This window comes from Streptomyces sp. NBC_00299 (assembly GCF_036173045.1).
Classification (GTDB): Bacteria; Actinomycetota; Actinomycetes; order Streptomycetales; family Streptomycetaceae; genus Streptomyces; species Streptomyces machairae.
In genome coordinates, this window is the sequence record NZ_CP108039.1 from 1,958,188 (window position 1) to 1,970,023 (window position 11,836).

General features: G+C 70.9%; 13 protein-coding genes. 4 read left to right on the forward strand and 9 right to left on the reverse strand.

Going from position 1 to position 11,836, the window contains the following annotated elements:
• Window positions 1–59: 59 nt before the first annotated feature.
• Entirely contained in the window at window positions 60–446 is a 387-nt protein-coding gene (locus OHT51_RS08505) for a ribonuclease domain-containing protein (RefSeq protein WP_328878293.1), read from the reverse strand.
• Window positions 447–600: 154 nt separating this feature from the next.
• Window positions 601–1,227, reverse strand: coding sequence for a dihydrofolate reductase family protein (locus OHT51_RS08510; RefSeq protein WP_328878294.1), 627 nt, complete (start codon window positions 1,225–1,227; stop codon window positions 601–603).
• A gap of 166 nt (window positions 1,228–1,393) precedes the next feature.
• On the opposite strand from OHT51_RS08510, the gene OHT51_RS08515 reads away from it, so the two are divergent.
• A complete protein-coding gene (locus OHT51_RS08515; protein WP_328878295.1) occupies window positions 1,394–2,161 on the forward strand; it encodes an SDR family oxidoreductase in 768 nt (255 codons plus the stop codon).
• Window positions 2,162–2,231: 70 nt separating this feature from the next.
• Here OHT51_RS08515 and OHT51_RS08520 read toward each other — a convergent pair whose 3' ends face one another.
• The 4 genes from OHT51_RS08520 to allB all read right to left on the reverse strand — a co-directional run bounded on the left by OHT51_RS08520 (window position 2,232) and on the right by allB (window position 6,629).
• On the reverse strand, window positions 2,232–3,023 hold the full coding sequence (locus tag OHT51_RS08520; RefSeq protein WP_328878296.1) for a hypothetical protein: 792 nt from the start codon (window positions 3,021–3,023) through the stop codon (window positions 2,232–2,234).
• A 13-nt stretch (window positions 3,024–3,036) separates the two neighbouring features.
• Window positions 3,037–4,050 carry a DUF6236 family protein gene (locus OHT51_RS08525; protein ID WP_328878297.1) on the reverse strand — a complete coding sequence of 338 codons (1,014 nt, stop codon included), beginning with the start codon at window positions 4,048–4,050 and terminating at the stop codon, window positions 3,037–3,039.
• An 84-nt stretch (window positions 4,051–4,134) separates the two neighbouring features.
• Window positions 4,135–5,250, reverse strand: a complete 1,116-nt coding sequence (alc, locus tag OHT51_RS08530) for an allantoicase (protein WP_328884274.1) — start codon at window positions 5,248–5,250, stop codon at window positions 4,135–4,137.
• A 38-nt stretch (window positions 5,251–5,288) separates the two neighbouring features.
• Window positions 5,289–6,629 (reverse strand): allantoinase AllB, encoded by a 1,341-nt coding sequence (gene allB / locus OHT51_RS08535; protein WP_328878298.1) that lies wholly within the window; start codon window positions 6,627–6,629, stop codon window positions 5,289–5,291.
• A 247-nt stretch (window positions 6,630–6,876) separates the two neighbouring features.
• Here allB and OHT51_RS08540 point away from each other — a divergent pair, with 247 nt between their 5' ends.
• Window positions 6,877–7,677, forward strand: coding sequence for an IclR family transcriptional regulator (locus OHT51_RS08540; RefSeq protein ID WP_328878299.1), 801 nt, complete (start codon window positions 6,877–6,879; stop codon window positions 7,675–7,677).
• 15 nt (window positions 7,678–7,692) lie between these two features.
• On the opposite strand, the gene OHT51_RS08545 is transcribed toward OHT51_RS08540, so the two are convergent.
• Complete coding sequence (locus tag OHT51_RS08545) at window positions 7,693–7,980, reverse strand: DUF5955 family protein (protein ID WP_328878300.1); 288 nt, start codon at window positions 7,978–7,980, stop codon at window positions 7,693–7,695.
• A 211-nt stretch (window positions 7,981–8,191) separates the two neighbouring features.
• On the opposite strand from OHT51_RS08545, the gene OHT51_RS08550 reads away from it, so the two are divergent.
• Both OHT51_RS08550 and aceB read left to right on the forward strand, forming a co-directional pair.
• Complete coding sequence (locus tag OHT51_RS08550; protein WP_328878301.1) at window positions 8,192–8,794, forward strand: nucleotidyltransferase family protein; 603 nt, start codon at window positions 8,192–8,194, stop codon at window positions 8,792–8,794.
• 209 nt (window positions 8,795–9,003) lie between these two features.
• Window positions 9,004–10,626, forward strand: coding sequence for a malate synthase A (gene aceB / locus OHT51_RS08555; protein ID WP_328878302.1), 1,623 nt, complete (start codon window positions 9,004–9,006; stop codon window positions 10,624–10,626).
• Between the two features lie 4 nt (window positions 10,627–10,630).
• Here aceB and OHT51_RS08560 read toward each other — a convergent pair whose 3' ends face one another.
• Window positions 10,631–10,909 carry a SelT/SelW/SelH family protein gene (locus OHT51_RS08560; protein ID WP_328878303.1) on the reverse strand — a complete coding sequence of 93 codons (279 nt, stop codon included), beginning with the start codon at window positions 10,907–10,909 and terminating at the stop codon, window positions 10,631–10,633.
• The gene (locus OHT51_RS08565) at window positions 10,906–11,820 is read right to left on the reverse strand and encodes a HipA family kinase (protein ID WP_328878304.1); all 915 of its coding nucleotides are present in this window, start codon (window positions 11,818–11,820) and stop codon (window positions 10,906–10,908) included. The genes OHT51_RS08560 and OHT51_RS08565 overlap by 4 nt, the downstream gene beginning before the upstream one ends.
• Window positions 11,821–11,836 lie beyond the last annotated feature (16 nt).

The window sequence follows — 11,836 nt, forward strand, 5'->3', positions numbered from 1 at the left end:
GCGTACCGGACCTCCGGCAGGCAGCACCGTTCCTCGGCGCCGGCTGTGACCGTGGGGGGTCAGCAGCCGTAGTCGACCAAGTCGAACGACTCGTAGTGGTCGGCCGTGTAGTAGTCCTCCTGGTTCTCCTCACCGGTGACGATCCGGCGGGCTCCGCGGTCGGAGGAACCGGGCGTGATGACCGTGTACTCGTGGTAGTAGCCGGACGACCGGCTCGGCAGGATGCCTTCCCGGTTCTGGAAGACGGTGCCGTCCTGGTCGTAGGGGAAGGGACCACCCTGCTCGATCAGGTCGAGCGTGTCGTGCGCCTGCGACGGCAGGTTGCTGTAGCAGATGCTGCCGACCGCGGCGGCCGCCGGCGTGGCAGTGACGGTGCCGCCGACGAGGAGGGCGGACAGGACGGCGGCTGCGGCGCCGATGCGAGTGATTCGTGGGGGGAATCTCATGGCTTCATGATGACGCGCGTAGACAGTGGCATGTCAATGTCAATGGCGGAGTTTTTCCCGGCAAGTCCGATGAGTTTTCGGGAAGTTAACGTGCGCCCCGGCGTCCTCACCCGATCTCCATGAGAGGTCGTGCGAGAACGCCGCAGACGGCTGATCAGGCCTCCTCGGGGAGTCCGAACGCGCCGTACTCGGGGCGACCCGCCAGGTCGTAGGAGCTGATGACGACACCGGTACTCGTGACGCTGCCGCCGCTGTGCTTGAAGGCGGTGGGCACGGCGCCCTCCGTGAACAGGCGATGGCCCGTGCCGAGCACCACCGGGAAGGTCAGCAGGTGGAGGGTGTCGACGAGGCCGAGGGCCAGCAGGGACCTGACGAGGGCGCCGCTGCCGTGGACCTGGAGCTCGCCGTCGACGCGCTCCTTGACGGCGGTGACCTCCTTGGCGAGGTCGCCGCTCAGCACGGTGGTGCCGGACCAGGCGGGGTCGGTCAGCGTGGCGGACGGGACGTACTTCGGCAGGGCGTTCAGCTTGGAGGAGACCGGGTCGGCCGGGTCGGTCACCTTCGGCCAGAACGCGGCGAAGATGTCGTACGTACGGCGTCCGAGGAGGAAGGCGGCCGGGCGGGCGAAGACGCCGTTCATGAACTGGCCGAAGTCGTCGTCGGCGTACGGAAAGCTCCAGCCGCCGTGCTCGAAGCCGCCGCGGGTGTCCTCCTCCGGGCCACCGGGCGCCTGGTAGACGCCGTCGAGCGTGATGAAGAGGGTGGAAACGAGCTTGCCCATGAGGAGTGCCTCTTTCCGGTTTTCCGGGGTGGGATCTGCTGTCATCACCTCAGACCCCGTCGGCACCCGCAACTCATCGCTGGACCGTCTCCCCAGGGCCGGCCCCCGGCACCTCGGTGTCCGTTCGCCGCCAGCACTTCGGCCCGTGCGGCGCTGGGATGGACCCATGACAACCACGCATGCATCCCTGACAACCACTGACGCAACCCTGCACGGCAGGGTCGCCCTGGTCACCGGCGCGAGCCGTGGCATCGGCGCCGCCACGGCCCTGCGGCTCGCCCGGGAGGGCGCGGACGTCGCCGTGACCTACGTGAACGGCAAGGAGGCCGCCGAGGAGGTCGTACGGGCCGTCGAGGCGCTGGGGCGGCGGGCCGTGGCCCTGCGGGCGGACTCCGCGGACGCGGACGAGGCGGCGGGCGCCGTGGAGCGCACGGCGCAGCAGCTCGGCGGACTTGACGTGCTGGTGAACAACGCCGGCGTCGGCGTCCTGGGCCCGCTGGAGGGCCTGTCGCTCGCGGACGTGGACCGGGTCCTCGCGGTGAACGTCCGGGGCGTCTTCCTTGCCTCGCAGGCGGCGGCCGCCCGGATGAGTGCCGGGGGCAGGATCATCACGATCGGCTCCTGCATGGTCCAGCGGGTGCCGGGCCCCGGCGGAACGCTCTACGCCACCAGCAAGTCGGCCCTGATCGGCCTGACGAGGGCCCTGGCGCGCGAGCTGGGCCCGCGCGGCATCACGGCGAACGTCATCCACCCGGGTCCCATCGACACCGACATGAACCCGGCCGATGGTCCCTACGCGCGCGACCAGGCTGCGCTGACCGCCCTCGGCCGCTTCGGCACGGCCGACGAGGTGGCGTCGATGGTCGCGTACCTGGCGGGGGCGGACTACGTGACGGGCGCTGAGTTCGCGGTGGACGGCGGCCACGCGGCCTAGGCCCAGTCGTTTGGATCATCCCGGCGTCGCGGGCCCTGGCACGCACATCTGCGAGGTGTGACGACGTCGCCTAGGGTTGCGTCCCCTCCTTCGCGGTCCGCTCCGCCTGGAGACGCCCCTGCTCCGCGTCGTCCGCCGCCGTCGCCGTCCGGTGTGCGCCGGCGAATCTGCCGAGTAGGGCCAGCAGTTCGTCCCGGGCGGCCAACCCCTGGGCACCCGGGCGGGACAGGGCCTCGCGCAGGGCGTCCTGCACCGTCTCCCGGACGTGGGGCCAGGGGCCGCCGGCGGGCTGCGCCCCGGCCAGGTGACGGGCGAGGTCGCCCGCCACGCGCACGGTGCCGCCGTCGAGCCCGTCGGTCCAGGGGCCGATCGCCGACAGGGCGTAGTGGAGGTCCCTCGCGGTGGCGGCGGGGAGCGTCACCGTCACCGTGCCGACGGCGTCCAGGCCCGCGAGCAGCGCGGAGACCCGTTCTGTCCGGTCGGGCCGCGAGAAGTGGGCTCGCAGCGTGTCCAGGGCCCGGCGGATCTCCCCCACCTGAGCCGAGGGCAGCGCCACGGTGACGTCCTGGGCCGGCCCGGCCCACTCGCGGTCCTCGTCCCAGGGGAGCCGGCCTCCGGGAACGAACGAGCTCCAGCCCACGACCTCGAACTCGTCACCGGCTCGGGGAGCCCGACGAGGCACCGCCTGTGTGCGGGCATAGCCGCTCTCGGCGAGGGACCGGTCGATCTCGTCCCACGTCGGTGCGGCTGCCCCCGACGAAAGGTGGAGTGCATGCCATCCGTTGGCGTAGGTGATCGCGACCCTCCAAGGACGCCCTTCCTCAAGCCGCGCACTGCCCGGGCGTTTCGTCGCCAGCGCCACCGTCCGTCCTCCCTCAGACCAGCCCGCTCTGCACCCGGTGCAGATAGCTGAAGTCGTGGTCGTCCCGGGCCCTGGCCAGCGGGCGGATCTCCCGGGTGGCCACGTTCAGGGCGTAGCCGCCGATCGTGCCGAGCAACCAGCCGAGGTCCGGCAGCAGCAGGGCGCCGCCGGCCGCGGCGGCCAGCGCGACCGACACCGTGACCGAACGGTGCACCCAGGCCATACGGTTGCCGCGGCGGGCCGCCCCGTAGTCCTCGACCGCCTCGGAGAGTTCCACCCGCAACTGGGCGAAGACGTCCGCCGGGTGCTCGTAGTCGCGGCGCAGCTCGCCCAGCATGCCGTGCAGGGCGCGCATCAGGCGGCGTCGTTCGTCGGCGTACTTCTCGCGGAAGGCGAGGACGTCCTCGGTGGGGGTGTCCGGCGCCGGGACGGGCAGCAGCCGGCCCAGCTCCACCTCCCAGGCCAGACTGCGGGTCGGGGACACCGGGCGCAGGGTGTTGCGGTACGCGTCCTCGCTGTCCGTGTACGGGAACAGGGCGATGTCCGTGGCGGCGGCGAGCTCGCGGGCCAGCACGCCGACGACCAGGGCCTGGACCTCCTTGGAGACGGAGAGCTGCGCGCTGAGTTCCCAGGGCACGAGGTTGGTGGCCAGCCCCAGCTCCATGAGTTGCTGCTTGAGCCGGTGGCTGATCTTCGACGTGTAGAGGACTGCTTCGGGCGGCGAGGTGGGCCCGGGCGGATCCGGGCGGGCCGCGATCCGCTGGAGCTCATGGGTCAGGACGGACCAGTTCTGGCCCGAGTGGGGCGAGGGCCCGTAGCCGTCCAGGACATCGAGCGTCTCAGGCGTGAAGGCGAGCGGCCGGTACAGCTCACGCTCTTCCAGCCGCCGCAGTTCGGCGCCGACGAGCGCCTCGTACACACGGGGGTCGCGGGGCACGACCGAGGCGATGCCGTCCCAGTAGAGCAGGGCCTGGTGGACGACTTCGGTGGGCGGATTCACCGTCGGGTAGTACAGCAACACGCCCATCACGTCCCCCTGGCCCTTCTACGGCAACCAGGTCAACGATAGCGAGGCGCACCGGAGTTGGAGATCCGGTGCGCCACACCGGTGTCAGCCGCCCAGCTCCTGGTGCCGTGCCGCCAGCCCGGCCGTGCCCTGCTCGGTCAGCGAACCGTGCAGCCGCAGCCGGGAGATGCCGCCGTCGGGGAAGATGTCCACGCGTGCGTGCGTGCCCACGGCCGGGTTCGGCAGGACGAAGCGGTGGTTCGTGTCGGGCTGGAGGCGGGTGCGCGGCAGGATCTCCGTCCACTCACCGTCCTCGCCGTCCTTCACCGAGACCGACGCCCAGCCCGCGCTGTTGCCCTTCAGGTACGCGGTGTCGATCTCGATCGCCCGGATCTGGGACTGGGCGACGAGGCGGTAGCGGATCCAGTCGTTGCCCTGGTCGCGGCGTCGGCGCGTCTCCCAGCCGTCGTCCATCTTGCGGGAGCGGCCGGGCTGGATGGTGTTCGTGGCGGGCGAGTAGAAGAGGTTGGAGGCGTCCTCCACTTGGCCGCCGTTCTCCAGGGCGACGACGTCGAAGGTGCCGAGCACCTCCAGCCACTGCGGATCCGGGGCCACCTCGCCGTACACGCGCAGGCGGGCGATGCCGCCGTCGGGATGCTGGTTCACACGCAGGTGGGTGAAGCGCTGCTCCACGGCGATGGCGAAACCATTCTCCGCATGCCCGCCCACCGGGGTGCGCGGCACCAGCGTCGTCCACTTCACGTCGTCCGCCAGCAGCTCCTGCGGCGACGGCGAACCCGGTACCGACGTGGCCTCGATGGACACCGCCTGCGGGTAGTTTCCGCGGAAGTGGGCCGTGTCGACGACGATCCCGCGGATCACGCCGGGCGCGCCGAGGCGGACCAGCGCCCAGTCGTGGTCCTCGGCCGTCGGCCACGGGTGCTCGGCGGAGGCGCCGCGCCGCCGCCGGGTCTCCCAGCCGTCCATGATCTTGCCCTTGTGCCCGAAGTGCTCGGGGTCGAACTCGGCCCGCTCGGGCAGCAGAAGGTTCTCGCGCTGGGCGAAGAACTCGTCGTTGGCGGCGATGACACCGGCGCCCAGCCCCCGGTCGGCGAGGTTGGCGTACTGGGTGAACGGGAAGTCGGCGGTGCGGTGGTCGGCGTACGGGTCGCCGCCGCCGTAGGGGTTCGCGTCGCCGGTGAAGCTGGGTATCGCCGTCACGGTGATCAGGTCTGCCTTTCGCATTCGATGGGTGGGATTCAGTTGGTCCGGGTGAGCAGTCGCCCCTTCGGGTCGGTGAACTCGCCGTCCGCAACGATGCGTTCGCCACGCAGCCAGGTGGACTTCACGACGCCGTACAGGGTCTTGCCCGCGTACGCCGTCACGCGGTTGCGGTGCTGGAGGGCGGCCGGGTCGACGGTGAACGTCTCGTCGGGCGCGAGGACGGCGAAGTCGGCGTCACGGCCCGCCTCGATGGCGCCCTTGCGGTCGTCGAGTCCGACGAGCTCCGCCGTCCGCGCGGACATCCAGCGGACCACGTCCTCCAGGCCGTGCCCGCGCTTACGGGCCTCGGTCCATACGGCCGCCAGGCTCAGCTGGAGTCCGGAGATGCCGCCCCAGGCCGTCGCGAAGTCGTCGGTCTTCAGGTCGGCCGTGGACGGGGAGTGGTCGGTCACGATGCAGTCGATCGTGCCCTCGGCCAGCGCCTGCCAGAGCAGGTCCTGGTTGGCGGACTCGCGGATCGGCGGGCAGCACTTGAACTCGCTGGCGCCGTCCGGGACTTCCTCGGCGGTGAGGGTCAGGTAGTGCGGGCAGGTCTCGACGGTGACCCGGACGCCGTCCGCCTTCGCCTCGGCGATCAGCGGCAGGGCGTCGCTGGAGGACAGGTGCAGCACGTGCACGCGGGCGCGCAGGGCCTTCGCCTCGCGGATGAGCTGGGCGATGGCCGTGTCCTCGGCGTCCCGGGGGCGGGAGGCCAGGAAGTCGGTGTACTTGGGTCCCGGCTGCTGCGGCGCGGAGGCGAGCAGGTGCGGGTCCTCGGCGTGCACGATGAGCAGGCCGTCGAACGCGGCGATCTCAGCCATGGAGCGGGCCAGCGGGTCCCGCTCGAGGTGCGGGAACTCGTCCACGCCGGACGGCGACAGGAAGGCCTTGAAGCCGAAGACGCCGACCTCGTGCAGCGGCCGCAGGTCCTTGACGTTGTCGGGCAGGGCGCCGCCCCAGAAGCCGACGTCGATGTGCGCCTTGTCGGCGGCGACCTCCTGCTTGACGCGGAGGTTGTCGACGGTCGTGGTCGGCGGGAGGGAGTTGAGCGGCATGTCGACGAGGGTGGTGATGCCGCCGGCCGCCGCGGCGCGCGTGGCGGTCCAGAAGCCCTCCCACTCGGTGCGGCCCGGGTCGTTGACATGCACGTGCGTGTCGACCAGGCCGGGCAGCAGGACGTCGTCGCCGAGGTCCTCCAGGCGGGCGTCGGACGGGACTTCGGCGTCGTACCCGAGTACGGCCGTGATCTTGCCGGCGGAGACCAGGACCGAGGCGGCCCGTGTCCCCTCCGGGGTGATGACGCGCGTCGAGCGCAGCACCAGTTCAGCGTCGGACACCCGGACCCCTCTCTGCCGCCGTTTACTTCCGCGTAACGGAATTCAACTTTCTGTTGAAGGAGTCTCCGCTCCCGTTCCCGCGCCGTCAAGGGCACACTTCTCCACAGTGCACCCACCCGCCACACTCTGGACGTTTCCACAAAGCGGAATTATAATTCCGGCAAGCAGAACATAGCTATGCACAAGCGGGGAGTCAACCGACCGACGGGTAGGCTTCTGAGCTCCTACCGGTCCCGAAAGGAACGCCGTGCCGACGTCCAGCGCCAGCACCACCGACTCCGCCAGGTCCAGCTCCAATGGTGGCGTCCAGTCCCTCGAGCGCGCCTTCGACCTGCTGGAACGGATGGCGGACGCGGGCGGCGAGGTCGGCCTGAGCGAGCTGTCCGCGAGCAGCGGGCTGCCGCTGCCCACCATCCACCGCCTCATGCGGACGCTCGTCGCGTGCGGATACGTACGCCAGCAGCCCAACCGCCGCTACGCCCTCGGCCCGCGCCTGATCCGCCTCGGCGAGTCCGCGTCCCGGCTGCTGGGCACCTGGGCCCGCCCGTACCTCGCCCGGCTGGTCGAGGAGACCGGCGAGACGGCGAACATGGCCCTCCTCGACGGCGACGAGATCGTGTACGTCGCCCAGGTGCCGTCCAAGCACTCGATGCGCATGTTCACCGAGGTCGGCCGGCGCGTGCTGCCGCACTCCACCGGTGTCGGCAAGGCGCTGCTCGCCTCCTTCCCGCCGGAGGAGGTGCGGGCCCTGCTGTCCCGCACCGGCATGCCGGCCGCGACGGAGAAGACGATCACCACACCGGACGGCTTCCTCGCGGCCCTGGAGGAGGTACGTCTGAACGGCTACGCGATCGACGACAACGAGCAGGAGGTCGGCGTCCGCTGCCTCGCCGTCCCCGTCCCCGACTCCCCCACCGCGGCGGCCATCTCGATCTCCGGCCCGGCAGGACGGGTGACAGAGGCGGCGACGGACAAGATCGTGCCGATGCTCCAGCAGGTGGCCGTCGAACTGTCGGAGGCCCTGGCCACCTCGACGCCGACCGCCTAGATCAGGTCCGGGGACTCAACGACGCGGCGGTTCCCCGAACAGCTCCACCGCGTCGCGTACGGCCGACAGGCCCCGGGACAGCGCGCTCACCGAGCCGATCGCGCCCGCGATCAGCAGTAACGACCGGCGCAGGCGCGGGATTTCGGGAGCACCCTCGATCGTCATAGCGGCCAGCGCGGCGAGTTCGTCCTCGGCGATGCCCCGGTCGGGGAACTCGCCGGGGTGCGCGGCGAGTTCGCGGCGCAGACGGGACACGGCCGTCCGCAGTCCCGCCACCCTCAGGTCCTCGTCGCTGCCCGTCACCGGCCTCTGCCTCAAGCTTCGCAACAAAGCTCCCCCTCGCGCGCCGTTGTGCGCCAGTAGTCACACATCCCCCGTCGAGCCCCCCTGACGGTGGTCGGGCGCCGGGGACGCGGGTCAGTAAACGCCACCGCTGCCGGGCGCGCCACCATACGGACCGAAATTCAGCCCAACGACACCGGCTGCGGCGGCGGGCGTCAGGTATGCAGGACGCATGACTGAGAAAGAAGCCCCCCTGGTCGCGGCTCTGCTGCTCGCCGCCGGGGGTGGACGGCGGCTCGGCGGACGCCCCAAGGCCCTGCTCCGGCACCGCGGCCGACCGCTCGTCGAGCACGCGGTCGGGGTACTGCGCGCGGCCGGCTGCGCCCGCGTGCACGTGGTGCTGGGCGCACAGGCCGCCGCCGTACGGGAGCAGGCGGAACTCGGTGACTGCGTCCTGGTGGACAACCCCCACTGGGCCGACGGGATGGGCTCCTCCCTGCGCGCCGGGCTCGACTCGCTCGCGGACACGGGCGCGCGGGCGGCGCTGGTGTCGCTCGTCGACCAGCCCGGCATCGGACCGGAAGCGGTCGCACGCGTGCTCGCCGCCTACGGGGACGAGGCGTCGCTCGTCTCGGCCGCCTACGACGGCGTACGCGGGCATCCCGTGCTCTTCGGCGCCGCCCACTGGGCGGGCATCGCGGCGACTGCGACCGGCGATCGAGGGGCACGCGCCTATCTGAAGGCACACGAGGACGCGATCGGGCTCGTCGAGTGCGGGGACGTGGCCCGGCCGTACGACATCGACACGGAGGCCGATCTCACCCACCTTGAGTGAAGGCGGTGGCACCCAGAGCCACCTTGCCTCGACTCAGAGAATCTCGACATCAACAAACCATTGAACTTCCACCATGAGGAAACTAGTATCCACTGTTCAGAAGCGCCCGACTGCTCCACGGGCGCTCCCAGCCGTATCCGGGAAGACTGGCACCCGGTGCCAAAGCTCGACCGCTCGTCTCCGTAGTTCGCTGAAGGAAGTGACAGCTCATGTCCGCACCAGCGCCGTCCCCGCTGGCCATCGTCGACGCCGAGCCCCTGCCCCGGCAGGAGGAGGTCCTTAACGAAGCGGCCCTCGCCTTCGTGGCCGAGCTGCACCGCCGGTTCACGCCCCGGCGTGACGAACTCCTCGCCCGCCGTGCGGAGCGCCGCGCCGAGATCGCCCGCACCTCCACCCTCGACTTCCTCCCGGAGACCGCCGCCATCCGCGCGGACGACTCCTGGTCGGTGGGCCCGTGCCCGCCCGCGCTGCAGGACCGCAGGGTCGAGATCACCGGCCCCACCGACCGCAAGATGACCATCAACGCCCTCAACTCGGGCGCGAAGGTCTGGCTGGCCGACTTCGAGGACGCCTCCGCGCCGACCTGGGAGAACGTCGTCCTCGGCCAGATCAACCTGATCGACGCGTACACCCGGAACATCGACTTCACCGACCCGAAGTCCGGCAAGTCGTACGCCCTGCGCGCCGGCGAAGAGCTCGCGACCGTCGTCATGCGCCCGCGCGGCTGGCACCTGAACGAGCGTCACCTCCAGATCGACGGTGAGCAGGTCCCCGGCGCCCTCGTCGACTTCGGCCTGTACTTCTTCCACAACGCCCAGCGGCTGCTCGACCTCGGCAAGGGCCCGTACTTCTACCTCCCGAAGACGGAGTCGCACCTGGAGGCCCGCCTCTGGAACGAGGTCTTCGTCTTCGCGCAGGACTACGTCGGCATCCCGCAGGGCACCGTCCGCGCGACCGTCCTGATCGAGACGATCACGGCGGCGTACGAGATGGAGGAGATCCTCTACGAACTCCGCGACCACGCCGCCGGGTTGAACGCCGGCCGCTGGGACTACCTGTTCTCCATCGTCAAGAACTTCCGTGACGGCGGCACCAAGTTCGTCCTCCCGGACCGCAACGCGGTCACCATGACGGCCCCGTTCATGCGCGCGTACACCGAACTCCTCGTGCGCACCTGCCACAAGCGCGGTGCGCACGCGATCGGCGGCATGGCGGCCTTCATCCCGTCCCGCCGGGACGCCGAGGTCAACAAGGTGGCCTTCGAGAAGGTCCGCGCCGACAAGGACCGCGAGGCCGGCGACGGCTTCGACGGCTCCTGGGTCGCCCACCCCGACCTGGTCCCGATCGCCATGGAGTCCTTCGACAAGGTCCTCGGCGACAAGCCCAACCAGAAGGACCGCCTGCGCGAGGACGTCTCCGTGCAGGCGGCCGACCTGATCGCCATCGACTCCCTGGACGCCAAGCCGACGTACCCGGGCCTGGTCAACGCCGTGCAGGTCGGCATCCGCTACATCGAGGCCTGGCTGCGCGGCCTCGGCGCGGTCGCCATCTTCAACCTCATGGAGGACGCGGCCACCGCCGAGATCTCCCGCTCCCAGATCTGGCAGTGGATCAACGCGGACGTCGAGTTCGAGAACGGCGAGCACGCCACCCCCGAGCTGGCCCGCAAGGTCGCCGCCGAGGAACTGGCGAACATCCGCGCCGAGATCGGCGAGGAGGCCTTCGCGGCCGGCCACTGGCAGCAGGCCCACGACCTGCTCCTGGAGGTCTCCCTCGACGAGAACTACGCGGACTTCCTGACGCTGCCGGCGTACGAGCAGCTGAGGGGCTGAGCCCTCAGGAAGCCGGTTTGTCCGAGTGGCCCAGGGACTTTCCCGGGGCCACTCGGTCGCGTACGACCTGCTTGACGGCCGTCGGCTCGGGGAAGCCCTGCTCGCGGCGGTCCCAGACCACATCGCCGTCGACGCGGACGACGAAGATCCCGCCCTTGCCGGGCTTGAGCGCGAGTTCGGTCAGTTCCGCCTCGAAGGTCGTCAGCAACTCCTGCGCCAGCCACGCGGCCCGGGGCAGCCACTTGCACTGGGTGCAGTACTCGATCTCGACACGGCCACTCATCCGAGGTGCACCGACCAATCCTGTTCCGCGGCCGGCTTGCCGTGCAGGTCGGGCACCTGCTTCAGCCACTTCGGCCGGCCTTCCTGTGATTTCGCCGCCCGCAGGGCTTGCTCGGCGGCGAGTTCCTCCCGGGTGGGGAAGTCGGTGGGGAGCCAGGCGGAGGACGCCTGCACGCGTGCGTGGAGGTGGCCGACGTAGGCCTCGCGGAGGGCATCGGGCGTCTCGAAGCCGGGCTCGTCCGCCAGCCAGGCGTCCGGCACCTCGGCCACGATCCCGCGCAGCAGTTCCTCGCTCACCCTGGGCGCCAGCTCCGCGTCCGCGGCGCGCACGTCGGGGGCGTAGTGGCCGAGGGCGTGGTGGCGGAAGTCGTAGGACTTCGCCGGGTCCGCGCCGTCCCAGCGGTGGTGGAAGACGAGGGCCGCTCCGTGGTCGATCAGCCACAGGCGCGGCGGGACCGTGCCGAGGGTGGGCCAGATCATCAGGTTCGAGCTGTGCACCGTGCGGTCGACGTTCGTGGTCAGGGCGTCCAGCCAGACGATCCGGCCCGCCTCCAGCGGGTCGACGGGGAAGGTCTTCGCGACCTCCGGGGTGAAGTCCCGGGCGCCCGGCAGAAAGTCCATGCCGAGGTTGATCCCCGCGCTGGCGGCGTGCAGGTCCCGCACCTCCTGGTGCGGCTCGCTGTCCGCGACGGCGGGGTCGAAGTGGACCAGGACCAGCTCGGGGAAGCGCAGCCCCAGGGCGCGGGCCAGCTCGCCGACGATCACCTCGGCGACCAGCGCCTTGCGCCCCTGCGCGGAACCGGTGAACTTCACGACGTACGTGCCGAGGTCGTCGGCCTCGACGACTCCGGGCACGGAGCCGCCGGACCGCAACGGGGTCACGTATCGAACAGCAGTCACATCGCGCAGCACACCCGCCAGGGTAAGT

Bases quoted from the DNA above. Each gene is read 5' to 3' on its own strand.
- OHT51_RS08505 (WP_328878293.1), bottom strand. From the start codon at position 446: ATGAGATTCCCCCCACGAATCACTCGCATCGGCGCCGCAGCCGCCGTC.
- OHT51_RS08510 (WP_328878294.1), bottom strand. From the start codon at position 1,227: ATGGGCAAGCTCGTTTCCACCCTCTTCATCACGCTCGACGGCGTCTAC.
- OHT51_RS08515 (WP_328878295.1), top strand. From the start codon at position 1,394: ATGACAACCACGCATGCATCCCTGACAACCACTGACGCAACCCTGCAC.
- OHT51_RS08525 (WP_328878297.1), bottom strand. From the start codon at position 4,050: ATGGGCGTGTTGCTGTACTACCCGACGGTGAATCCGCCCACCGAAGTC.
- OHT51_RS08550 (WP_328878301.1), top strand. From the start codon at position 8,192: ATGACTGAGAAAGAAGCCCCCCTGGTCGCGGCTCTGCTGCTCGCCGCC.
- aceB (WP_328878302.1), top strand. From the start codon at position 9,004: ATGTCCGCACCAGCGCCGTCCCCGCTGGCCATCGTCGACGCCGAGCCC.
- OHT51_RS08560 (WP_328878303.1), bottom strand. From the start codon at position 10,909: ATGAGTGGCCGTGTCGAGATCGAGTACTGCACCCAGTGCAAGTGGCTG.